This is a genomic window from Enterococcus sp. FDAARGOS_375, assembly GCF_002393265.1.
GTDB lineage: Bacteria > Bacillota > Bacilli > Lactobacillales > Enterococcaceae > Enterococcus_D > Enterococcus_D innesii.
Genome location: NZ_CP023515.1, coordinates 530,300 through 554,445, shown reverse-complemented (window position 1 = coordinate 554,445; position 24,146 = coordinate 530,300). Strand labels below are relative to the sequence as shown.

General features: G+C 43.0%; 23 protein-coding genes. 16 read left to right on the top strand and 7 right to left on the bottom strand.

Annotation, left to right across the window (positions count from 1 at the left end; translation table 11 throughout):
• Positions 1-5 precede the first annotated feature (5 nt).
• Positions 6-1,133, top strand: coding sequence for an o-succinylbenzoate synthase (gene menC / locus CO692_RS03590; RefSeq protein WP_096741567.1), 1,128 nt, complete (start codon positions 6-8; stop codon positions 1,131-1,133).
• A 73-nt stretch (positions 1,134-1,206) separates the two neighbouring features.
• Here menC and CO692_RS03585 read toward each other — a convergent pair whose 3' ends face one another.
• Together CO692_RS03585 and CO692_RS03580 are read right to left on the bottom strand one after the other, a co-directional pair.
• Positions 1,207-2,760 carry an AMP-binding protein gene (locus tag CO692_RS03585; protein ID WP_096741566.1) on the bottom strand — a complete coding sequence of 518 codons (1,554 nt, stop codon included), beginning with the start codon at positions 2,758-2,760 and terminating at the stop codon, positions 1,207-1,209.
• A gap of 194 nt (positions 2,761-2,954) precedes the next feature.
• Positions 2,955-3,578, bottom strand: a complete 624-nt coding sequence (locus CO692_RS03580; protein ID WP_096741565.1) for a DapH/DapD/GlmU-related protein — start codon at positions 3,576-3,578, stop codon at positions 2,955-2,957.
• Between the two features lie 94 nt (positions 3,579-3,672).
• Between CO692_RS03580 and CO692_RS03575 the strand changes: the two genes are divergently transcribed.
• The 5 genes from CO692_RS03575 (at position 3,673) to tnpA (ending at position 9,297) form a co-directional block, all read left to right on the top strand.
• Positions 3,673-4,866, top strand: a complete 1,194-nt coding sequence (locus tag CO692_RS03575) for an NAD(P)-dependent oxidoreductase (RefSeq protein ID WP_096741564.1) — start codon at positions 3,673-3,675, stop codon at positions 4,864-4,866.
• A gap of 54 nt (positions 4,867-4,920) precedes the next feature.
• Positions 4,921-5,574, top strand: coding sequence for a GntR family transcriptional regulator (locus tag CO692_RS03570; protein WP_061053152.1), 654 nt, complete (start codon positions 4,921-4,923; stop codon positions 5,572-5,574).
• 134 nt (positions 5,575-5,708) lie between these two features.
• Positions 5,709-6,923 carry a quaternary amine ABC transporter ATP-binding protein gene (locus tag CO692_RS03565; RefSeq protein WP_005228609.1) on the top strand — a complete coding sequence of 405 codons (1,215 nt, stop codon included), beginning with the start codon at positions 5,709-5,711 and terminating at the stop codon, positions 6,921-6,923.
• Positions 6,916-8,640, top strand: coding sequence for an ABC transporter permease/substrate binding protein (locus tag CO692_RS03560; RefSeq protein WP_005228611.1), 1,725 nt, complete (start codon positions 6,916-6,918; stop codon positions 8,638-8,640). The genes CO692_RS03565 and CO692_RS03560 overlap by 8 nt, the downstream gene beginning before the upstream one ends.
• Before the next feature lie 204 nt (positions 8,641-8,844).
• On the top strand, positions 8,845-9,297 hold the full coding sequence (gene tnpA / locus CO692_RS03555; RefSeq protein ID WP_008382269.1) for an IS200/IS605 family transposase: 453 nt from the start codon (positions 8,845-8,847) through the stop codon (positions 9,295-9,297).
• A gap of 192 nt (positions 9,298-9,489) precedes the next feature.
• On the opposite strand, the gene CO692_RS03550 is transcribed toward tnpA, so the two are convergent.
• The 3 genes from CO692_RS03550 to CO692_RS03540 are packed head-to-tail and all read right to left on the bottom strand — an operon-like array spanning position 9,490 to position 11,393.
• Positions 9,490-10,326 (bottom strand): histidinol-phosphatase HisJ family protein, encoded by an 837-nt coding sequence (locus tag CO692_RS03550; RefSeq protein WP_096741563.1) that lies wholly within the window; start codon positions 10,324-10,326, stop codon positions 9,490-9,492.
• 19 nt (positions 10,327-10,345) lie between these two features.
• The gene (locus CO692_RS03545; protein ID WP_096741562.1) at positions 10,346-10,987 is read right to left on the bottom strand and encodes a sugar O-acetyltransferase; all 642 of its coding nucleotides are present in this window, start codon (positions 10,985-10,987) and stop codon (positions 10,346-10,348) included.
• Between the two features lie 13 nt (positions 10,988-11,000).
• Positions 11,001-11,393, bottom strand: a complete 393-nt coding sequence (locus CO692_RS03540; protein ID WP_096741561.1) for a VOC family protein — start codon at positions 11,391-11,393, stop codon at positions 11,001-11,003.
• 170 nt (positions 11,394-11,563) lie between these two features.
• Between CO692_RS03540 and CO692_RS03535 the strand changes: the two genes are divergently transcribed.
• On the top strand, positions 11,564-12,544 hold the full coding sequence (locus tag CO692_RS03535; RefSeq protein ID WP_077451811.1) for an ROK family protein: 981 nt from the start codon (positions 11,564-11,566) through the stop codon (positions 12,542-12,544).
• 88 nt (positions 12,545-12,632) lie between these two features.
• Here CO692_RS03535 and rnhC read toward each other — a convergent pair whose 3' ends face one another.
• On the bottom strand, positions 12,633-13,559 hold the full coding sequence (rnhC, locus tag CO692_RS03530) for a ribonuclease HIII (protein WP_096741560.1): 927 nt from the start codon (positions 13,557-13,559) through the stop codon (positions 12,633-12,635).
• Between the two features lie 216 nt (positions 13,560-13,775).
• Between rnhC and zapA the strand changes: the two genes are divergently transcribed.
• From zapA to CO692_RS03485, 9 genes are all read left to right on the top strand, one after another.
• Positions 13,776-14,216 carry a cell division protein ZapA gene (gene zapA / locus CO692_RS03525; RefSeq protein ID WP_005228634.1) on the top strand — a complete coding sequence of 147 codons (441 nt, stop codon included), beginning with the start codon at positions 13,776-13,778 and terminating at the stop codon, positions 14,214-14,216.
• 23 nt (positions 14,217-14,239) lie between these two features.
• Positions 14,240-14,794 carry a CvpA family protein gene (locus CO692_RS03520; protein ID WP_005234314.1) on the top strand — a complete coding sequence of 185 codons (555 nt, stop codon included), beginning with the start codon at positions 14,240-14,242 and terminating at the stop codon, positions 14,792-14,794.
• 78 nt (positions 14,795-14,872) lie between these two features.
• Positions 14,873-17,236, top strand: coding sequence for an endonuclease MutS2 (locus tag CO692_RS03515; RefSeq protein WP_096741559.1), 2,364 nt, complete (start codon positions 14,873-14,875; stop codon positions 17,234-17,236).
• A gap of 96 nt (positions 17,237-17,332) precedes the next feature.
• Positions 17,333-17,647: a thioredoxin gene (gene trxA / locus CO692_RS03510; RefSeq protein ID WP_005228645.1), complete on the top strand. Its 315-nt coding sequence runs from the start codon at positions 17,333-17,335 to the stop codon at positions 17,645-17,647.
• Positions 17,648-17,826: 179 nt separating this feature from the next.
• Positions 17,827-20,061, top strand: coding sequence for a L,D-transpeptidase (locus CO692_RS03505; RefSeq protein ID WP_096741558.1), 2,235 nt, complete (start codon positions 17,827-17,829; stop codon positions 20,059-20,061).
• 120 nt (positions 20,062-20,181) lie between these two features.
• On the top strand, positions 20,182-20,508 hold the full coding sequence (locus CO692_RS03500) for a PadR family transcriptional regulator (protein WP_077451805.1): 327 nt from the start codon (positions 20,182-20,184) through the stop codon (positions 20,506-20,508).
• Positions 20,495-21,175 (top strand): DUF2812 domain-containing protein, encoded by a 681-nt coding sequence (locus tag CO692_RS03495; RefSeq protein WP_077451803.1) that lies wholly within the window; start codon positions 20,495-20,497, stop codon positions 21,173-21,175. Before CO692_RS03500 ends, CO692_RS03495 begins: the two co-directional genes overlap by 14 nt.
• Before the next feature lie 17 nt (positions 21,176-21,192).
• Positions 21,193-22,092: an ABC transporter ATP-binding protein gene (locus tag CO692_RS03490; protein WP_096741557.1), complete on the top strand. Its 900-nt coding sequence runs from the start codon at positions 21,193-21,195 to the stop codon at positions 22,090-22,092.
• Entirely contained in the window at positions 22,085-23,338 is a 1,254-nt protein-coding gene (locus CO692_RS03485; RefSeq protein ID WP_096741556.1) for an ABC transporter permease, read from the top strand. The genes CO692_RS03490 and CO692_RS03485 overlap by 8 nt, the downstream gene beginning before the upstream one ends.
• Before the next feature lie 72 nt (positions 23,339-23,410).
• On the opposite strand, the gene CO692_RS03480 is transcribed toward CO692_RS03485, so the two are convergent.
• Positions 23,411-24,124, bottom strand: a complete 714-nt coding sequence (locus CO692_RS03480; RefSeq protein ID WP_096741555.1) for a gamma-glutamyl-gamma-aminobutyrate hydrolase family protein — start codon at positions 24,122-24,124, stop codon at positions 23,411-23,413.
• Positions 24,125-24,146: the final 22 nt, after the last annotated feature.

Below are 24,146 nucleotides of genomic sequence, written 5' to 3'. Positions count from 1 at the left end.
ACGCATTGAAGATTGAAAAAATTGAACGCATCGCCTGTCGCTTGCCCCTCAAACAACCCTTTGTGACAAGTTACGGACAATTAACAGAAAAAGCTTTTGATCTTTATTTGGTGACTGCAGAGGATGGAACGGTTGGCATTGGTGAATTGGTCGCTTTTGAGCAGCCAGATTACATTGAAGAAACCCTCTTTTCTGCTCGACAAGTGATTGAAACAGCACTGATCCCATTATTGATTGACCAAGAGATCGAGCATCCGCAAGAAGTTTGGCAATTGTTTCAAACGGTCCAAGGAAACTACATGGCAAAATCGGCTTTGGAAACAGCAATTTGGGATCTATATGGCAAGCACACGCATCAAAGTGTGAAAGAGCTGTATACCGCGACCCGACCGAGTGTCGCGGTTGGCGTTAGTATCGGCATACAAGACTCTGTCGAAAAACTAATGGCTCTTGTTGCCGCTTATGTCGCCCAAGGGTATCAACGAATCAAGTTAAAAATCAAGCCGGGGCAAGATGTGGCACCCTTGCGAGCGATTCGACAAGCCTTTCCAGAATTGCTTTTGATGGCAGATGCGAACGGGGCCTATCAAAGTGAGCCTGAACGCATTTTGGCACTTGATGACTTAGGCTTGGTGATGATCGAGCAACCCCTTAAGGTACGAGATCTGGTGGGGCACAGTCAGCTACAGCGACAGATGAAGACGCCTCTATGTTTGGATGAAGATATTCGAACGGCAGAAGACGTTGATACCGTCGCAGCACTGGACAGCTGCCGTGCGATCAACCTGAAAATCCCTCGTGTCGGTGGGATCACCGAAGCCTTGCGGATCCTTGATCGATGTCAAACCCATGGACTGCTTGTTTGGTTAGGCGGCATGTTTGAGTCTGGTGTGGGACGAGCCATGAATTTGCAATTTGCGAGTCAAGATATTTTCCATTTTCCCGGGGACCTTTCCGCTTCTGACCGTTACTTTTATGATGATGTCATTACACAGCCAGCAACTTTGCATGAAGGCAAGCTGCTGGTACCTGATGGAGAGGGCTTTGGTATCACATTAGCTGAAACAAAGCTAAGTCAATATGGGCAATCTAAAGAACGTATCTACTCAAGAAAACGGTCAGCGAAAGAATAACCGCAGCGAAAGAAAACACAGCGAAAGCAAAAGAAACGGCCAGCAGGGAAATCTGCTGGCCGTTTCTTTTGTTTTAGTCTGCGTTTTTGAATTCTTTTTCAATTTGTAGTCGTTGAACTTTCATGGTTGCTGTTCGTGGGATATCTTCGTAGGCGCGTAAAATTGGTTGATTGAGGTGAGGGAGATCTTCCACCATTTTCCACCAAGCATCCCAATCCATTTCACGATTTGGCGCTAAAGCAATGATTGGTTGTGGTGAGTTTTCTTTGTCGCGAACAATCACAACTTCGGCAAGGAAGTCTAAATGATCTAGCAAAAGGTCTTCCAAGGCAAGATTGCTTTCAATATTTTTGATCAAGTCCACTTGACGGTCTTTTAAGTAAAGATGGCCCTGATCATCCATCATGCCGTAGTCACCACTGTCCCACCAAGCGCCATAGACATTGTCAGCAAAACGCTGATCTTCTTTATAATAGGTCAACGCGCGTCCTTTTGAAAGGAAATGGATGTGCCCATCGGTATTGGCTGGCAGCTCGTTGCCCTCGGCATCGGCGATCCGTGCTCTCGTTAAGTCCTCGAGACCCACACCCATATCACGGGCATCGTTGGTAGCGATGCTTTCTAAGGTATGTGCTTTTAGGATCATTGGCCCGCATTCACTTTGACCATAGACTTGCAAAAAGATTGCTTCTTTTGTTGCTGAAGTATTTAAAAAAGTGGCCATTGTTTGGTTGTTGATGGCATCAAAGGTTGAATGGTAATAGCGAATATTGGCGAAAGCATCTGGTTGTTCTTTTGCCACAAAGCTCCATTGGACAAAATTGTTTGGATGAGTTTCTAAAGCGATTGGTGGATATTCTTTTAGCATGCTTACGACATGAGCGCCGTTGGCATTGGCTAATGGCATCATCGGAAAGCCCATCGCCATCAAGGATGAGATGCCAATATTGAAGCGGGAGTGCACCGGTGAGATATGGAACGCAATTAAATCAGAGTCTGCTTTATCAGAGTCTGCCTTGGTGCGATCAATCTTGGTGAAGATCGTTTTTTGCCATTTTGTCCGCCAACCCATGGAGTTTGCCGAATGACAAATCAATTTTGGAATACCCGTTGTTCCAGAAGTGTGGGTCATATAAGAAATTTGATCCACCGGTAACTCAGTTTGGGCCACTGGTTCCGCTGGTTGTTGCAGCAGATGACGAACAGCAATCTGTTTGTCAGTACTGCTATTTTTCACTTGTGCGACGCGGCCTTCGGTTTCTTCATCAAATAAGATGAATGGATCTTCTAAGCGATCCACAAACACTTCGATGGTTTCAGCAGGGAAATGGTAAGAGATCATAGCAGGAACGGCGCCAAGGTAAGAAGCAGCCGTTGCTAATAAATACGTATCGAATTTTGAAGATTTATAAAGAATGATTTTATCGCCGGCTTGCACGCCTAGTGCAGCAAGTTGGTAAGCACGTTTTAAAATCATTTCATGGCTCGAACGGTAAGTACTACGATAGCCAAGTTCAGGAAATGCTGGCAGCACTTCATCGTGGATGATGGTTGTGTCAGGAAATGCCTCGGCAGCTTCGCGGTAATTGGTGTAAAGATTTAATGGACGATAGTCTAAAATGGTCAAATAGAACACTCCTTTAAAAGTTCGTGAAAAACTTCATTTGATTTCTCCATTTTAGCACAGGAATTTCTCGATACAATAGATTTTCAGTGTTTTTTATTTATTTCTAAAAAATCCTACCCTCAAAGACTTTCGAAGAATGAATGACTGTGATGTGTTATCATTCATTCCTCGTACTAAGCGGAAAAAGCGCATAATCAACGGCTGTATTTTGCTACAAAATCTTCGATTGGGAGCCGAAAATCCAGATAGCGTGCTTCTAATTCTGCACGACTCCAATTCCACCAAGCGATTTCTTGCAAAGCAGTGATCGTTTCTGGATCAAAGCGGTATTTGATCACTTTTGCTGGAACCCCGCCGACGATCGCATAAGGCGGCACATCTTTGGTTACGACTGCGTTTGAGGCGATCACGGCACCATCACCGACGGTCAAACCAGATTGGATCACGGCACCGTGGCCGATCCAGACATCATTGCCAATGACGGTCGTTTTTGCTTTGCGTTTTTCTAAGAAGGACTCGTCCTTTGGCGCAAATCCATAGCCTTCGCCATTATAGGCAAAAAGATGCTGACTAGGGCGTTCATAGGGATGATTGGTAGGTCCGATCCGGACCATCGCAGCGATACTGATAAAACGTCCTAATTGACTGTTCTGAATAAAGCAATATTGTCCCGTATAGGTATAATTGCCAATGGAAGAATGATCAATGTGATTGGCTTCGCCAATTTCGACATAGTCTCCTAAAGTTGTGTCTTGAAGCTGGGAGCCTTTGCCAACGATTGGCTGTTCATCTGGAAAATTTGTGATCGATAGGTGCATAGTAATCATCCTCTCTTGCGTATTGCTATCATTTTACCGCACTTTTTTGTACTATTTGACTAATACGCACTAAAGACAAAAGGAGGTCTGCGTTATGGAGACGATTTATCAGTTAGATAAGATGACCGAAACGATAGGTAAGCGAGCAATCAAAAAAGGATACACGTTAAAAAATCAAGCGGCCCCAGAGGCGCTGTTTGTACGCAGTTCAACGGTTCCTAACGAATTGATCACACCAGAATTAGCTGTGATCGCTCGCTCAGGAACAGGCACCAATACGATCGATTTGGCACGGTGTACTCAAAATGGCACAGTAGTCTTCAATAGTCCCGGTGTCAATGCCAATGCAGTCAAAGAATTGGTGCTCTCCAATTTGTTTCTCAGCGTTCGCCCCTTATTCAAAGCCATCCAGACGGTAGCCGATTTGCAAGAAGAGCTAACGTCAGGTCAAATTGAAGCAGAAGATGTGTTGAAGGTAGCTGAAGAACGGCGAAAAGAAGTGATCGGCGAAGAATTAGCTGGAAAAACCATCGGTATTTTAGGCTTAGGAGAGATCGGTGAACGGGTGGCAAAAGCCTGTCACCAGTTAGGAATGGAAGTCCTCGGCTATGCCCGTACGAAAAAAGCGGCCCACGATTACGAACAAGTCAGTGACTTGCACGTACTGTTGGCCGAATCAGATTTTGTGGTGGTTTTGCTTCCTTTGAGTCAAGAGACCCACGGCTTGCTGAATCGACGAACGATTCAGCAGATGAAAAAAAATGCAGTGCTGATGAATTTTGGTCGTGGGGAGATCGTGGAAGAAACAGCCGTCTTAGAAGCATTAGCCAAAAATCAGCTCAAACAATACATCACTGATTTTCCTAGTGCGGGCTTGATCGGCCAACCGAAAGTATTGTGCTATCCGCATATTGGCGGTAGTACTACCAATGCCTTGGAAAAAGGGGATCACGTAGTTTTTGATCGCATGCATGCCTATTTGCGCGCTGGGACGATTCAAGAATCGGTCAACTTTCCTCATGCAGAGTTGCCTTTTTTGGCACCGTATCGCTTGGCGCTGTTTTATCACGACAAGCCTGGTGCTTTTGCCCCATTATTGCGGATCATTTCTGAAGCAGGTGTAGATATCGATAATTTGACAAGTGAAAGAAAAGCCGGAGTCGCCTATACCTTGATCGATGTTGATGAGACAAATGAAACGCTGCTGCAAAATCTGCAAAAACAGATGCAGCAGGCAGGGGCAATCATTCGTGTACGTTTGATCAAAAATCCGCGAATCAGTGAATAGTTGCCACCAACAATGTTTCTTGTTATGATGAAAAAAAAGTAAAGGAAGTTCATCATGACGAATAAGTTTCAAGATAAAAAGAAGGTCGCTTTGCCTCGTTATCAGCAGATTGCCGTGGCGATCGCGGAACGAATCGTTGAAAATCGCTACCAAGTTGGGCAAAAGATCCATGCACGCTCAACGTTAGCCAGCAATTTCAATGTCTCTCCTGAAACAGCCCGTAAAGCGATCAATGTATTAGTTGATTTAGAAATCATGGATGTCCGTCATGGCAGCGGCGCCTATATTGCTTCAAAGGAAAAAGCACAGGCCTTTGTTGAACAATACCAAGATGTGCAGTCGATCCAAGAAATCAGACAAGATATTTTAGACAGTGTGGAGCGGCAGCAGCAAGAGCTGGATAATTTTTCTGACTTGTTGAACATGTTAGTGCAACAGACCAAAAAGGTACACCACATGAGTCCGTTTGTGCCCTTTGAACTTCAGTTGACGGAACAAGCGCAGCATTTGGAAAAAAGTATCAATGAATTGAATATTTGGCAAGCCACAGGGGCGACGATTATTGCGATCCAAACAACCGAAGAATTGTTGTTGTCACCAGGACCTTATGCGAAATTTAGTGCAGGCAATACGATTTATTTTGTCGGAAATGAACTGGCGTTGCAGCGCATGACCAATTTCTTCTATCCAACGGACCATTCAGCGTAATTCTTTTTCTTGATTCTCATGCTTTTTTTGTAAAAGAAAAAGCATGGGAAATTTTTTTTGACAAAGTGACCACATCTTGTTAAGATAGTATGGTCACTTTCGTGAAATTTTTCAGAAAAAGGAGTATTAATCATTTGAGTAAAGTTAAAGTGGAACATTTAACCAAAATCTTCGGTAAGAAAAAGCAGCAAGCTCTTGCCATGGTCAAAGAACAACGTAGCAAAAACGAGATTTTAGAAAAAACAGGTGCCACCGTCGGGGTCTATGATGTGAACTTTGAAGTCAACGAAGGCGAGATTTTCGTCATCATGGGCCTTTCTGGAAGCGGGAAGTCAACATTGATTCGACTATTGAATCGATTGATCGAGCCGTCTGGCGGAGATATTTACATAGATGGCGTAGATGTTGCCAAAATGAGTAAAGAAGAACTGCGAGAAGTTCGTCGTCACAAAATCAACATGGTTTTCCAAAGCTTTGGCCTTTTCCCTCATCGGACGATTTTAGAGAACACCGAATACGGACTAGAAGTCCGTGGGGTCTCGAAAGAAGAACGAACAGCGAAAGCGGAAAAAGCGTTAGAAAACTCAGGATTGCTTTCTTTTAAAGACCAATATCCTGACCAGCTGTCTGGAGGGATGCAACAGCGTGTGGGACTTGCCCGTGCGTTAGCCAATGATCCAGAGATCCTCTTGATGGACGAAGCCTTTTCAGCACTCGATCCGCTGATTCGCCGTGAAATGCAAGATGAACTTTTAGAACTACAAGCCAATGTTCAAAAAACGATCATCTTTATCACCCATGATTTGAACGAGGCCTTGCGGATCGGTGACCGGATCGCTTTAATGAAAGATGGTCAGATCATGCAGATCGGTACAGGAGAAGATATTTTGACGAATCCTGCCAACCAATACGTGCGTGATTTCGTGGAAGATGTCGATCGTTCCAAAGTCTTGACTGCGCAAAACATCATGGTTCCAGCATTGACGACGAACATCGAGATCGATGGACCAAGCGTAGCATTGAACCGGATGCGGAAAGAAGAAGTCAGCATGTTGTTAGCCGTCGACAAACGTCGTCACCTAAAAGGAAGCTTGACAGCCGAGTCTGCTCGTGAGGCGCGGAAAAACAATCTGACCTTGAAGGAAGTTATTGATAAAAATGTTAAAAAGATTGATAAAGATATGCTGGTAACGGATATCTTCAATTTGATCTATGATTCGCCTACACCTTTAGCCGTGGTAGAAAACGATCGTTTGATCGGAGTCGTGATCCGCGGAAGCGTGATTGAAGCGTTGGCTGAGACCGATTCAGCCGCTCAAGCAGAGGAAGGGGTAGTGACAAATGGATAATTTCTTACAACATACGATTCCGGTAGCTGATTGGGTCGAAAACTTTACTGATTGGCTAACAGGAACTTTCAGTGGATTGTTTTCAGCCTTACAGTCTTTCGGACAATTTATCATGGACGCTATTACAAATGTATTATTGTTTGTACCACCGTTGTTAATGATCGTCTTATTGACGGCTGCTGCCTTTTTCGTTTCACGCAAAAAATTCGGCTTGCCAGCCTTTACTTTTGTTGGGTTGCTGTTCATCTATAATCAAGGGTTATGGACAGACTTGATGAACACCGTGACGTTGGTCTTGTTGTCAAGTTTGGTTTCGATCATCATTGGGATTCCACTAGGGATCTTAATGGCGAAAAGCGAAAAAGCGCAAAGCATCGTGACGCCAATCTTAGACTTTATGCAAACGATGCCTGGTTTCGTTTATTTGATTCCTGCGGTTGCTTTCTTTGGAATCGGCATGGTTCCTGGGGTCTTTGCCTCAGTGATCTTTGCTCTACCACCAACCGTTCGGATGACGAACTTAGGGATTCGCCAAATTTCTCGTGAATTGGTAGAAGCCTCTGATTCCTTCGGTGGGACTGGCTGGCAAAAACTGATCAAATTAGAATTGCCACTAGCCAAAAGTACTATTTTGGCTGGGGTCAACCAAACGACGATGCTGGCATTATCAATGGTCGTGATTGCGTCAATGATCGGGGCTCCTGGATTAGGGCGTGGCGTCTTATCCGCCTTACAACGAGCACAAGTCGGTAACGGATTTGTCAGTGGGGTATCCTTAGTTATTTTGGCGATCATTATGGATCGCTTTACCCAGAATTTGAACCGTTCGGCACATCAAAAAGCAGCGAGCAAGACGAGTCGCAAACAAAAACGTCTTTTTGGCGGGATTGCTGCAGCGGCTGTCGTTGCTTTGATTGGCGCATCGTTTGCCTTTGGAAATGTTTCTGACAGCAAAGGCACGGTGAACTTGGCGTATGTCGAATGGGATACGGAAGTTGCATCTACCCATGTGGTGGCAGAAGTCTTGTCGCAAATGGGCTACGAAGTCAATACGACGCCATTGGATAATGCCATCATGTGGGAATCTGTGGCAAAAGGGGAAGTTGACGGGATGGTTGCTGCTTGGCTGCCATCTACGCATCAATCCCAGTATGAACAGTACCAAGACCAAGTCGAGAACTTGGGTCCTAACTTAGAAGGGGCAAAACTGGGGATCGTTGTCCCAAGCTATATGGATGTAGATTCCATCGCAGACCTTTCTGACGAAGCTGGCAAAACCATCACTGGTATCGAACCAGGCGCTGGTGTCGTAAATGCAGCGGAAAATACGGTTGCGACGTATGACAACCTTTCAGATTGGAATGTCGCTACCTCTTCTTCAGGAGCGATGACAGTGGCATTGGGCCAAGCCATCAAGAACCAAGATGAGATCGTTATTACTGGTTGGTCTCCACATTGGATGTTTGCGAAATATGATCTGAAATATCTGGATGATCCTGAAGGAACAATGGGTGAAGCAGAAAGCATCAATACTGTTGTACGCCAAGGATTAGCAGATGACATGCCAGAAGTTTACGAAGTACTTGATCGTTTCAACTGGACACAAGAAGATATGGAAGAAGTCATGTTAGCAATCAATGACGGAACGTCAGCCGAAGATGCAGCCAAAGATTGGGTAGCCAATCACCCAGAAGAAGTTGCTGCTTGGACGAACTAATGTCTAAAAAAAGAACGACCGCAGATTGAAGCGGTCGTTCTTTTTGTTGTTTAATGACTTTAGTCAGTTTCGTTCGCGTAGCGTACGAAACAAAAAAACCGCGCGTTTCTACGCGTGGACGAAATAGCTTTAGCGATAAAAAACTCCTTTCGATATACTAATAGTGGCTACCAACCGCATATCAGATCGAAAGGAGTTTTTTTTATGTCTAACGACGATAAAAGTTTAGCACATACCAGATGGAATTGTAAGTATCACATAGTCTTCACCCCGAAGTATCGACGAAAAGTGATTTATGGAAAGTTAAGAGTAAGTATTGGTCAGATATTAAGAAAATTGTGTGAGATGAAGGATGTTGAAATCATTGAAGCTCATGCCATGCCTGACCATATTCATATGTTAGTAAGAATACCACCAAAGATTAGTATTTCTAGTTTTATGGGCTACTTAAAAGGACGAAGTGCAACCTTAATCCATGAAAAACATGCGAATTTGAAATATAAGTATGGGAATAAAAGCTTTTGGTCCAAAGGATACTACGTGAGTACGGTTGGGTTAAATCAAAAAACAATCGAAAAATATATTCGAGAACAAGAAGCAGATGATCGAATAAGAGATAGTATAAGTAAACAAGAGTATGTAGATCCATTTAAATAGTTAAAGAGAGATAGGACTGTGAGCGGTTGGTGGTCATTTAAAAAGCCCCTTTTAAGGGGCTAGCGAGTGGTGAGCCCTTCTAGGGCTGTTAAAAAGCCACCCGTTTCACGGGTGGATATTTACTTAAAATACTTAGGTTCATAACGAAAGACGAGGGGATGATTTTTGCAAAAGACGGAGCTTTTGTGCAAGTTAAGCAAAACGATGAAAAGTCGGCTGCATCTGTTCAAACGTACAGAGTTCAGTAAATCCTAATGACCGTAAAAGATCTTGTCCCTCTTTGATTTGAAACCCGAGCTGCTCTGGTTTATGACTATCACTGCCGATGGTTAGCACGCTTCCTCCCAAGTCACGATAAAGCTTGAGGATCTCGATCGATGGCGTATACCCATTGATTCCGTAACGGTGGGAAGAGGTATTCAGTTCAATGCCTTTGCCATCTTTGATCACGACTTTCAAGATCTCTGCGATTTGTTCTTTCGTTTGTTTAAAAGCGTCCTTCTCTTTATCTAAATAACGACGAATCAAATCCATATGGGCTAAGACGGAATACTGTTTATATGTCGTGACTAGCTGATACATTTCATCATAATAGCGCTCGTAGCATTCCTGTTGGCTGCGTCCTTTTTGAAATTCTCCGGTCCAAAATTCTTGATCGTCTACCTGATGAACGGAAAGTAAAATGAAATCGAAGGGATGCGAACGATAAAGACGGGTAAATTGTGGGATCGTGTGCATTTGTATCCCAAATTCCAGCCCAGTTTTTAGCTTGATTTGGTCACTGTATGTTTCCTTTAAGCGTGCCAGTTCGTTAAAATACAAGTCGTAGTAGACATTTTTTACGACTTTATTGGCTCCGACGAGGTATGTATCCGTCGCTTGCCAGTCTTCTTTGACCCCATAATCCACATGATCGGTAAAGCAGATTTCTGCTAAGCCTAGTTTAATGGCGTCTTTGACTACATCTTCCATCAAATACCAAGAATCATCGCTGTAATCACTATGGACGTGATAGTCTGTAAAAATCATGGCGTCTCCTTTTGTTTCGTCATTTTTGCTGCTTCTGCCAGTCTGCTCGTTTTTGATGATAGAGCTGGGCGGCAGTCTCCCAATGTTCTTTGTCAGCCGGCTGAATCTCACGGATCACACGGGCTGGATTGCCGCCGACGATCGTATTCGGCGGCACATCTTTTGTGACGACGGATCCAGCAGCGACGATGGCATGTTTGCCGATCGTGACACCTGGTAAAATCGTACTATTACCCCCGATCCAAACGTAATCTTCGACGGTGATCGGTAGGCCAAATTCCAAATCTTGACTGCGGATCACAGAATCGATCGGATGGCCGGCTGTATAGAAGCTGACCCGTGGTCCCACCATCACATAATCACCAATCAGAATCTTATTGACATCTAAAAAAATGCACTCCATATTGGCATAAAAGTGATCACCAATCTCAACATGGCGACCATAATCAACAAAAAGGGGTGGCTGGACAAAGCAATGCTGCCCAAATTTGCCAAAGAGTACTTTTTCTTTGGCGATGATTCCTTCTCGGTTATCGACTGGTAAATGGTTGATTTCCTGGGCCCGTTTTTTTCCCTCCGCTGAACTATTCTCAGGGAGAATGCCAGCAGCTTGATACAATTGACCAGCCAACATCGCTTGATAATCAAAGTCTTCTTTCATTGCAAAATCCTTTCTAAGACGGTAAATCGTCGGTGGTTAATTCAATCAAATTGCCTTCGGGGTCTTGGACAACTGCTTCATAATAGCCATCGCCTGTTGTACGAGGACCATTTAAAAGAGGGTAGCCATCTTCAACAAACCGTTGAGCGTATCGATCGACGTCAGCTTGATCACCAACTGCTATCGCAAGGTGAGTGTAGCCTAAGCTTTCACTGACACGAGGGCTTAAAAATTTCTTGGTCGTTAATTCTAACCGACTTCCAGAATCAAAGGTCAAAAAATAGGACTGAAAGCCTGTTTTCGGATTATGGTATTTTGGGTTGCTGACCGCCTGAAAGTAGGTTTCATAAAATGTCCTCATTTTTTCCAAATCACTGACATATAGTGCGATGTGTTCAATTTTCATTATCGACAACTCCTTTAATAAGCAACATGCGTCGTTCTTTCTTCGTTCCTTTTTGAACTTAGTAAACTTTGTTTAATAAGTTGCTTCTATTATACCTTTGTTAACAAAATTAATAAAGGTATATTCCCAGCTTTTTATCTGTTAAAATAGGAGCGTTGAGGGGGAGAAAAATGAAAGCTTATCAGCCATCGACCATTAAATTACATAATCAGGCAGTTTTGCTGAATTTGCTAAAACAGCAGCAAGCGCCTATGACCAAGCGCCAACTGGCAGATGCCTCTCAATTAAGCGTGGTAACGATCAACAAGTTGCTTCCTGAATTGATTGAAAAGCAACTACTTTTGACGACGGATCAACCGCAACGAACGGGGGGACGTCAAGCTGCGGCTTACCAGTACAATGCACAACGGACACTGTTGTTGATCATTCAGTTTATCGAAGAAGATCAGCAGATCGTGATTCGTTTTTCAGTTGTTGATCTCGTGGGGAACATTTTGCATCATGAGCAGTCAGCAGAGGGCCGATTGCCGCAGTTCTTGCAAGTGATTCGTCAGATAAAACAGGAATACCCGAAAATCGGCTTGGCAGTCGTGGGGATTCCGGGTGTGGAAATTGCTGGAAGACTGAAGATCATGGATGCTCCGGCATTTAAGGACATGGCGTTAGGGAAATTGATTGAAAAAGAGATCGCTGTAAAAGCGCTTATTGAGAATGACGTGAATGCGGCGGTATTTCATTTCAAAGAAGAGAAAAAAATCGTGGCTGGCATTTATTTTCCGAAAAATTATCCACCAGGTGCGGGACTGGTCATCGACCAACAGCTCTTTAAAGGAGCCAATCATTTAAGTGGCGAAATCAAGCATTTGCCGCATCTTTACACGGCTTCTTATCCTTTGGCAACAGAGGCGATCCCAGAACAAGTGACTGCCACTCTCCAAGCGATCGTGGCAGTGACGGACCCGCATCAAGTCATTTTGTTTTTACCCTCTGAGTGGCAGGCGCTCGTGTCGCGCTCCTTTTTGGAAAAGCAGCTGGCAGCAGTGTTTCAGTATGGCGTCTTGCCAAAATTACACTTTTCCGATCGGTTTTCAGAAAATTATTTAGCTGGGTTGATCACGATGGGAATCGAAGCAGCTGGCTTAGGGCTTTGATTCGCAGCATTCACCTGGGACTTAGGACAAAAACTGCCACCGCTTCCTTTATCAGAAGCAGTGGCAGTTTTTTTGAAAATACGAGAACTCACAGCTTAGCAAGTTTCTGTGCTTTTTCGGTATTCGCAAAATGCAGTTTGGCATATTTGCTCAATAGTGCTATGCCACCTTGTTGTAGTAATTTTGCGGCGACTTGGTCAGCAGCTGCGTGGGCGCCAGAAGGCAAACGCATACCGACTTCTTTGGAGGCTGCCTCTAATTCATCCAAAAAGACTGTACGGCATAAAATAGAGGCTGCCGCTACTGCTAGATGATATTGTTCACCTTTCGTTGCAAAATAGAGCTTTTCGGTGACCGCTGCTTGTTCCGACTTTAAATAGGTGCGATAATTTTTTTCGCTTGTGAACTGATCGATCAAAATGGCATCTGGTGTCTCAGGAGCAATTTTTTGCAAAAGCAAACGAATGGCTTGATTATGCAAAGCAACTTTCATTCGGACCGTGTTGTATTTTGGTTGGATCTCGTTGTATTTTCTGGGCGTGACAGTGAGCAATTGGTAAGGAACCAATTCTTTGATTTTCGGCGCCATCTTACGGATCTCTGGATCTGTCAGCATCTTTGAGTCCTTGACACCTAAGGCTTTCAGTTGTGGTAAATGCTCTTTTTTGGCATAGACGGCACAGACCACCAAAGGACCGAAATAACTGCCGTTGCCGACCTCGTCACTGCCGACGACGCTTTTTTCGCTAAATCCTGCTGGCAACGCAGTGGTTGAAACAGTCGCTTTTTTCTTATCCAGTACAGCACTAGCCGTATCGCCCCATAAGGAAGCTTCTTTTTCAGCAGTCGCTCCTTGAAACATGACTTTTCCAGACGTATAAGCAGTGATCGTCGTTGGCCCTTTTTTGGCGACAAACACTGTATAAGGAACTTTCTTCGCCAGCAATTCTCGTTGGTAAAATTGCTGCATTTTTTGGATAGTTGAAGTTGGTACTTTGATAACGATCGTACTCATTTGATTCCTCCTGATTTTTTGTCTTTTTTTAGGTAGACAAAAGGATACTTTAAGATTTTACCATACTTCTTATTCTTTTTTACTAAGACGATCAGCAAACAAACGATTGGCATGGAAATTCATAAGAAAATCACGTATAATAGTTAAGAGTTTGCGACACATGTTCAATAAGTGATAGAATAGAGCAGAATGTAAGCAATGGGAGGAAATATTCCTATGACGGAGCAAAAGAAACGCTATAAAGCAGTTATCGCGAATCAAAGTTACACGATTATTGGACGCGAAAGCAAAGAACACATGGATATGGTGACAAGATTGGTCAATGACCAACTGCTTGAGATCATGCAATTGTCGCCACAAACCGATCAAGAACAAGCGTCGATCTTATTAGCGATCAACGCTGTTTCCGACCAGCTGAAAAAACAAGAACAGCTGTTGGTCCTACAAAAAAAAGTGGACGAATTGCGGGGACAAGCCATTAAAGCAACGGAGCTTGAGAATCGTATCAAGCGGATCGAAGCGATCGAATCCGAAGCACGGAAAGTTCTCGATGAGACAGGTCGCAGTGATGTGGAGATCCATAATCATGTGGAAGCACAACAGATCTTAAATGAACAAAGGAAACGAAAAATTCAAGAAAAGACAGCCCATGGGTAGTGCGGCGTAGAAAGGATTCCTAAATGATTGGATTATTTGTCTTGGTTTTGTTGTTGGCAGCCTTTTATGGCGGCGCGCGGCGCGGAACCAGTTTACAATTGGTCTCAGTTTTGGGCTATTTGATCTCTTTTTTCTTTGCAGTTGCGAATTACCAAGAAATTGCGAAAAAAATTGAGCTCTATGTTCCTTATATGTCAGTAACGGCGGATTCAAAGTTAAAATACTACGATATGGAACTGGCTTTAGATTTAGACAAAGCCTATTATGCGGCCATCGCTTTTGTGATGGTACTCTTTGCTGGTTGGCTGATCACCAAACTATTAGTGATTTTTGCAGACAGTTTGCGTTACAAACGCCTACGTTTTTTAGGCGGCTATGACTGGGCAGTTGCGGGGGTTTTGAATGTCATCTTGATGTATATCAATTTGTATATGTTTTTCATGATTCTCTCAATGATCCCGTTTGCCACGATTCAAAATCTGTTTGAAACGAGCGGAACTGCGAATTTCATCGTTGATCGGTCACCGATTCTCTCAGATTACTTCTATCGATTGTGGATCACAGATGTGATTGGGTAAAAAGCAGGCAGATGGTTGCAGAGCCATTCTGCCTTTTTCTTAGGAACAAAAAGTTAAAACAAAGCAGGTGAGAAAAGAATGAATACTAAGATTCTTGATGTTTTAGGATTTGAACAAGTAAAGAGTCAAATCGGTCAGTATATCGTAACAGCCCAAGGAAAAGAAGCCTTAGCAAAGCTTGTGCCATCAAGTGATGCGCAAGTTATTTCCTCTTGGCTAGCAGAAACAGAAGACGCGATCAAGATCCAGCGTTTAAGAGGCGGAATCCCTGTACCAAAAATTGAGAATATTCGTCCCCAAATGAAACGGATCGAAATCGGCGCAGATTTAAACGGCGTTGAATTGGCACAAGTTGCCCGCGTCTTATCAACCACGCAGGAATTGAAACGCTTTTTTGCTGATTTGTCTGAAAGTGAGATTGAATTTTCCCGCTTGTATCACTGGGAAGAACAGTTGGTGTCTTTGCCAACCTTGAATCGTCGCTTGAAAGAAGCTATCGATGAGGATGGCCGAGTCACAGACGATGCCTCTCCAGCACTACGGGGAATTCGCCAATCGATCCGACGAGCAGAACGGACGATTCGCGAGACATTGGATGGCATCGTCCGAGGTGGCAATGCAAAGTATCTAAGTGATACGATCGTAACCATGCGAAATGAGCGTTATGTGATTCCAGTCAAACAAGAATACCGAGGTGTTTTTGGCGGCGTGGTTCACGACCAAAGTTCCTCTGGTCAAACCTTGTTTATCGAACCAAAACAAGTAGTGGAACAAAATAACCGTTTGCGTCAACATCAAATTGCGGAACGGGACGAAATCACTCGTATTTTAGCAGAATTATCAGCAGAGTTAGCCCCATACCAAAGAGAGATTCTCCATAATGCGTATGTGATCGGGATCATGGATTTCATGAATGCCAAGGCTCGCTTTGGGAAAGAGATGAAGGCGGTCGTACCAGCGATCAATCAAGATAACCATGTCTTTTTTAAACAAGCACGTCACCCATTGATCGATCAAGAAAAAGTCGTTCCTAACGATATTACGATTGGAAAAGACTATCAAGCTGTTGTCATTACTGGGCCGAATACCGGTGGTAAAACCATCACCTTAAAAACATTAGGGCTGTTGCAGATCATGGGCCAAGCCGGCTTACCAATTCTGGCAGAAGAAGAAAGCCAAATGGGGGTCTTCAATGAAATTTTTGCGGACATTGGTGATGAACAATCCATTGAGCAAAGCCTATCGACCTTTTCTTCACATATGACAACGATCGTTGATGTGTTGAAAAAAGTCGACGAAACAAGTCTGGTGCTTTTTGATGAACTAGGTGCTGGGACCGATCCTCAAGAAGGGGCGGCACTAGCGATTGCGATTTTGGACGAACTTGGGGCTAAGTCGGCTTATGTCATGGCGACGACCCATTATCCAGAATTGAAAGTTTATGGCTATAACCGATCCAATACGATCAACGCCTCTATGGAATTTGATGTTGATACCTTAAGTCCAACCTATCGCTTGTTGATCGGGGTTCCGGGGCGAAGCAATGCGTTTGAGATTTCGAAAAGACTTGGCTTGCCAGATACCATCATTGACCAAGCCAAAGAGATCATGGATGGAGAAAGCCAAGATCTGAATGAAATGATCGCTGATTTGGAAAATCGACGCAAAATGACGGAAACGGAGTATCTGGAAGTTCGTCATCATGTAAAAGAAGCAGCCCGCTTGCACCAAGAATTGGAAGCAGCTTACAGTTATTTCTTTGAAGAACGCGAAAAAGAATTGGCAAAAGCCCGTCAAAAAGCCAATCAAATCGTAGAAGAGGCTAAAGAGGAATCAGAAAAAATCATTGCCGAGATTCGTAAAATGCAGTTAGCTGGCGGTCAAACGAAGGTCAAAGAACACGAACTGATCGATGCGCGCACCAAGCTATCAGGACTGCAGCAAGAAGAACATCTGCAAAAAAACAAGGTTCTGCAAAAAGCCAAAGCAGCCAAGACGCTGAAAGAAGGAGACGAGGTACTCGTAACTTCTTATGGGCAGCGCGGGGTACTGTTGAAAAAAGCCGGTAAAAATCAGTGGCAAGTCCAAATCGGCATTCTGAAAATGAATTTGCCAGAAACAGATCTCCAACCAGCAGCGCCAGTGAAGGAGCCTACACAGCGTATCGTTAATACGATTCGTTCTGCTGACAGCAGTCCAGTGGTCAATCAGTTGGATTTACGCGGCAAGCGGTACGAAGAAGCCCTCAATGAAGTGGATCAGTATTTGGATGCAGCAATTTTGGCAGGTTATCCGCAGGTGACGATTGTTCACGGTAAAGGAACCGGCGCATTGCGTCAAGGGATCACTGACTACCTAAAAAACCATCGCTCGGTGAAAAGTTTTGAATTTGCCCCAGCAAATCAAGGAGGCAATGGAGCGACCATTGTGAAGTTTAACTAAACGTTAAGAACCCTTACCTTTTGTAAGCAGACGATTTTAAAAAACTTCCGATACGTGGTATACTTTTTTTAGTTTTAAAAATGGAGGGGAAGTACGATGGCAAAAGAAATTACCGATAAAACTTTTTCAGAAGAAACCGATAAAGGCTTAGTCCTTATTGATTTTTGGGCAACTTGGTGTGGCCCTTGTCGTATGCAAGCACCGATCTTGGAACAATTAGCGAATGAATATGAGGAAGACGAATTGAAGATCGTGAAAATGGATGTGGATGAAAATCCTGAAACACCTGCTTCATTCGGAATCATGTCTATTCCTACTTTGTTGTTGAAAAAAGACGGACAAGTGGTTGATAAAGCAATTGGGGTTCATACAAAAGATCAATTGAAAGCTTTAGTTGCAGAACATATGTAATAGAAGAAATGTTTTTTAAGCAATAGCCGAAAGTGGCTATTGCTTTTTTTATTTTGGGGACGTTTTTTTCAAATTTTCTTTTAGGCAGTGGTATACTTAAAGTGGGGAGTAGCACTAAAAAATATCTCGTTCATATAGCAAGAAAGTGATACCAAAATAGGATTAAAGGGGGAATAAAAATGAAAAAGTTAAAACGCGGGTTATTTCAAGGCGTTGCGATTGTTGGGGTACTGATCGCACCCATTGTAGGAACGATCACACAAGTTTATGCAGCAAATGAAGGGGATTCGACAACAGCTTCTTTCGCTGCGCAAGAGACGACGTCAGAAAGTTTCTCAGAAGAAAGCGCAGCATCATCTCAAGAGGCCAGCACTGAGAGTATAGAGTCAAGTTCGACAACAGAGTCCTCATCAACGTCTACCTCTTCATCAGAAACAACGTCAAGTACTAGCACGGCTGCGACTGAGACTAGTCAGACCGAGACCACACAAGATTCATCTACTCAATCGACGGAAGAATCTTCTGAAGAACCAGATGTTGCGAAAATCGATGTTAAGAAAGTAGAAGATAATGACCAATATGTAAAAATCAAGTCGATCGCCGCAACGGATCCAGAAACACAAAAAATCCTTTACCGATTAGAAAATGGTCAGTTGATCGAACAAGGAACGATCGATGAATTAGCTGGCAGGGTATATCGTAGTGTCAAACAGTATCAAGGTACCGACAAGCAGACCTATCTTGAAATTCGCGACGATCAAAAGGTTGTCGGTGTCGTAGCAGAAGCAGCAGTGAAAGTTGCCAGCGGAACCTTCAAAACCGAGAAGAAATATGCAACCATCACAAGTGTGAAAGAACCACTTTGGCAAGATGTGTTTTTAGATAAAAAAACGAGCACCTCTTCAAGCATTAATGGTCAAACCTTTGAAATCAAAGAAGTATTCACGACGAATAATAGCGTAGTCTATTACGCATTGTATTCAAATAAAAATGTTCTCATCGGTTGGATAAAAGCCGCCGGTGTTAAGCTAGCGACTTCACCCGGGGGTGCATGGCAATCTGAATCAAAATATGCCACAATCATCAGCGGAAATTATACGCTATGGCAAAATTTTAATTGGACAGCGAAGAAAGGAACGACAGCCGCTTTAAATGGCAAAACAGTCAAAGTTACTGGGAAATATCGTCACTTGAATGGGTCGACGTACTATTCCCTTTATACAAATAACAATAAATGGTTGGGCTATATCAATGCCTCGGGTGTTAAGTTAACGACGGATGCACAAGGCGCCTATCAATCCTACGGAAAATATGTGACATTGACCAAGAAAAATTACACGATTTGGGGAAATTTCCGTTGGTCGAGTAAGAAAAACACTACCACGAAATTAGCGGGAAAAACCTATCTTGCAAAAGGAAGATATAACCACGTCAATGGCGGTGTCTACTTGTCCCTTTATGATGCTAACGGAAAATGGATTGGCTACTTAAATGCCGATGCAGCAACGGTCGCCAACAATCAAGGTGGTACTTGGCAAAGCGAAAAACGCACAGTCCGCCTTAAAAGCAAGAATTATACCTTATGGCAAGATTTAGCTTTTACGAAGAAAAAAGGCAGTAGCGCAAATTACATGAATAAGAATATCCAAGTTACTGGGAAATATCAACATTTCAACGGCTCCACCTACTACTCACTCTATCTCAACAACAAATGGCTGGGCTACATCAATGCAAGTGGAGTGATCAATGCCCATACGATCACTTCTCAAAGCAACATTAGTCGCTATGTGGTCGTTAAGAATGGAGATGGCAATTTCTTTGAAAAAGCCGATCCAAATAGTACGAAACTTGGAAAAAAGAGTGCATACAAAGGCTATATGGCACAAGCGACCAAACTAGCAAAAACAAGTGATGGCAATTACTTGTATCTCGTTTCGCCAGCTGGTCGAATCGGTTGGGTCAAGGAAAATCAAACCACAAATGTAAATAGCAATTTTTGGATGTATACTACAGGAGGGAAATATCCTTCATTAAACGTTCAAAACTTAAACATTGAAGTATCCATCAGCAAACAGCGGGTTTATATCAAATCAGGGAATAAAGTGATTTATACGATGCTTTGCTCGACCGGTGCCTTTAATACACCAACACCTTTAGGGAATTTCCGCATTCAAGCAGAAAAAGGCTTAGCTTTTTCAGGGGCTGCCTACTACCGTTCCTTTAAAGACCATGGGGTCTATTTATTCCATACGATTCCAACGAGTATCGCTTGGTCCACCAATGCTTTTAGTTCCGTTGAAGGACGAAAATTAGGCACTCGGGCTTCTCATGGCTGTATTCGATTAGCAGTGCCGGATGCCAAATGGTTTTACTATAACATGCCTTATAATACACCTGTCAAAATTGCTAATTAATGATCAAAAGTCGTTTCCGTCAACGGAGACGGCTTTTATTTTCCAAAAAAAAGATTGACGCTGGCTATATCATTCGATAATATATCATTAAGTGATATAGGTAATGGATGGAGGAATCTAATGGATGAGGCATTGACAGATTCGACCTATTTGATTTTATTAGCGCTTTTAAAGCCAAAACATGGGTATCTCATCATGAAACAGATTGATGACCTAAGCCAAGGGACGTTTGAGATTGGTCCCGCAACGATGTATACGATTTTGAAAAAGCTTACGAAAAAGGGGTGGATCGATTTAGAAGAAAGCGTTGATCGAAAAAAAATCTATCAAATTACATTAGAAGGAAGACAAATTCTGGAAAAAGATATTCAGCGACGCAAATTATTTTATCAAATCGGAGAACAAGTCTTCGAAGCGTTAGGAGGGGATCAAGATGGGCATCAATAAGAAATATCTTCTTTCTCTTGGCGTCGCCTACTATCCAGAAAAGGAAATGGTTCGTCTGCAAAAACAAGCGTCACTAGGCTGGCATTTTGTGAAGATGAATCGTTTAGGTTTTTTGAAGTTTATCAAAGGAAAACCAGAAGCGACCAAATATGCAGTGGACTTTTTCGAAGGGGAACCATCTGAGATCGTTGACTACTTAGCGATGTATCAAGCTGGGGGCTGGACCTACATTAGCAATTATAAAGATCGGTATTTTTATTTTAAAGCGTCACTAGATACACCGGCGATTTTCAGTGATCAAGAAAGCTATCAAGAACGGATTGATAACGAGACACGTTATTTGATGAAAAAATCGATTCTGTTTTCGGTAATCAGTCTCGCAATACTAGCAGCAATATATTTTATTGCTAGTTATTTCAATATTCGTACAAATCCGTTTAAATCTTTCGGACTAGGAGTACTCACTGGTCTTGTGTTTATTCCGATTGGTATCGGGGTAACCACGATCATTATGAAATTCTTATATAAAAATCGAGCAAGTTATTACAATGAACCAGAGAAACTGGCGAAGCGACAACGGGTAATTCGTGACACAGTCATTTTGATGTTTGTCGGAGCAATCATTGGTGCCGTTATCGGCTTTTTCTTTAGTGATATATTTTATTAGACAGGGAAGGTGAGCATGTGTTAGAAGCAAAACAATTAGTAAAAACATTTGGGGATTATACAGCAGTTGATCATTTATCCTTTACCATCAATGATGGGCAGATCATGGGCTTAATTGGTCAAAACGGAGCAGGAAAAACAACGACATTCCGATTGATATTGGATTTCTTGAAAGCCGATCAAGGAGAAATATTATGGGATGGTCACAAAATTAGTGAAAAAGAATACAATATTATCGGCTATCTGCCAGAAGAACGCGGCTTGTTTCCAAAAGTCACGATTGAAGATCAATTGATCTACTTCGCGCGTTTACGAGGCAAAAAGAAAGAAGACATCGTACCCAAAATCGACTATTGGATGGACAAATTTAAAGTCAAAGGCAAGAAAACTGATAAAGTCAAATCTTTATCAAAAGGAAATCAGCAAAAAGTTCAGCTAATCTCAACATTGATCCATGAACCAAAATTAGTGATTTTAGATGAACCGTTTAGTGGCTTGGACCCAGTCAACGCGGAACTGTTGAAAAACGGGATCATTGAACTGAAAGAAAAAGGCTCTTGCGTCATTTTCTCCAGTCATAATATGGATAACGTAGAAAAAATCTGCGATCACTTGATTATGCTGCGAGATGGTCAAACGGTCTTAAACGGAAAGGTCCATGAAATTCGTGAATCCTTTGGACGAACGAAAGTTTATTTAGAGTCTAATTTGACGAAAGAACAGCTTTTGGCAGTGGCAGGTGTTGAGGAAGTCATTGCCAGAGAAGACGGCAGCTATGATATTACGATCACTGATCCTGCAGTAGGGAAAACCTTATTTGATTTAGCGACGGCGGATGGTTATATCCCTATGTTCAATCAACAACCGCCAACGCTAGAAGAAATCTTTAAGCGGAAGGCAGGAAAAACAAATGAATAAGTTTTGGGTAATCGCATTAGATGTTTATAAGAAAAATATCAAATCAATTTCGTTTTTGATTATGATATTGGTTCCATTCATTGCAATGGGCGGGTTTTATCTAATTAGTTATTTTGCTGATGGTATGAGCAGTGTCGATAAAATTGCTGTTTATGCGAATGAACCAGCCATTGCGCAGACCTTTGTGGACCAAAGTAGCGATGATTATGAATTTGAAGTTGTTGACAGCGAAGAACAAGGACAAAAACAGTTGGCAGACAAAGATGCTGATGCCTTGCTAGTCATTACGGCAACAGAAGATACGTTACAAGGGGAATTGCTGAGTGAGTCCTCGATGGGGCAAGCTTTAGAGCTGACGATCCAACAGTTATTGACGGGTTTGCAGTCCTCCTTTAGAGCTAGTGAGCTTGGATTGACTGCTGAGCAAGTGGCAGTCCTTAGTGAAGTCGCACCGCTTGATCGTCAAAAAGTTTCCTTCAATGAAGATGGCGAAATGACCTATGGAGAAGATAATACCGCGATGCAAGCAGCGGTTAGTACCATCGCAACAATCGTTCTCTTTTTCTTTATCATCACTTACGCACAAATCATTGCGCAAGAAATTGCTTCTGAAAAAGGCACACGCATTATGGAAGTCATTTTGTCTAGTACGCGAGCACAAACCCATTACTACGCCAAATTGACTGGGGTAATCATGGTTGCAGCAACCCAGCTAGTTGCGTATGTTGCGATTTTTGGCGGGAGTTATTTCTGGATCAAGGACAACTCGATGGTAAAAGACTTGTTGGCAAGTTTTTCGTCAGATGGCATTTTTGGTCCTTTCCTCGTGTTTGCGATCGTTTTCGTCTTCTTAGGAATCTTGATCTATTCTGTCTTGTCAGCCCTTTGCGGGTCGTTAGTGAACAAAGCAGAAGATACGGCGAAAGCCATTATTCCAGTGACGTATCTTTCGTTGGGCGGGTATATGCTAGGAATCGTACTAGGCGGTATGGATCCGCATAACGTTGTTTTACGAGTAACTTCTTATATCCCATTCTTGTCCTCGTATATTATGCCAGTACGGCTTGCTAATGATACAGTGGGGATTGGCGGAGCGTTGATTTCAGTAGGAATCCTTGCTGTTACCACGATCGTTCTGATGCTGGTTTCTGCAAAAATGTACAAATCAAATGTCTTGATCTATAACGACAATGGTATCTTGGCAACGTTGAAACAATCACTAGTGTTAATGAAAAACGAGAAATAAGCAAAACGCCCGATTCTTTTCGTAATCGGGCGTTTTTTAGTGGCTAGAATCTAGAAAACAAGGTGCAGGCCTTTAGAATTCCTGCACAAAAAAGTCGAAGATCGATTGCTCAGAAGGCAGCTTGTGAGCGGCTAGCTCAGGATGCCACTGAATACCTAAGATCGGTGCGCCATAGGCGGTGGATTCAATGGCTTCAACAACACCATCAGGAGCGGTGGCGGTCACGTTGAAATCATCTGCAACTGTTTTGACTGCTTGGTGATGAAAAGAATTGACGTGATAGGTTGTGCCTAAAAGAGCAGCCAAACGACTGTCTGCCTTGATTTCCACCCGATGTGTAGGGAATTGAAAGAACGTTGGCAATTGCACGTGTTTGATCGTTGGGTGATCGATCAAAGAGAGATCTTGGTACAAACTCCCACCAAATGCGACATTTAGTAACTGCATACCGCGGCAGATTCCAAGGATCGGTTTGTTTTGAGCCACTGCTTCTTTGATCAATGCCAATTCAAAGACATCACGATCAGGATGAATGCCTTGAATCAAAGGATGAGGATCTTCGCCATAATGGTCAGGGGAGACATCATGACCACCGGCTAACAAGAGTTTATCGATTTTGCTGATATAAGTTGCAGCATCTTCCACGACACTCATTGGTAATAATAGGGGAATGCCTTGGGCTTGTTGGATATGGGTGACAAAATTTTTGGGTGTATAGGACAACCAATGCTCTGCTTCTTCAATCATTGGTCGTTCATTAGCAGCGATGCCGATAATGGGTTTCATTTGATCAAACCTTTCTACTAGT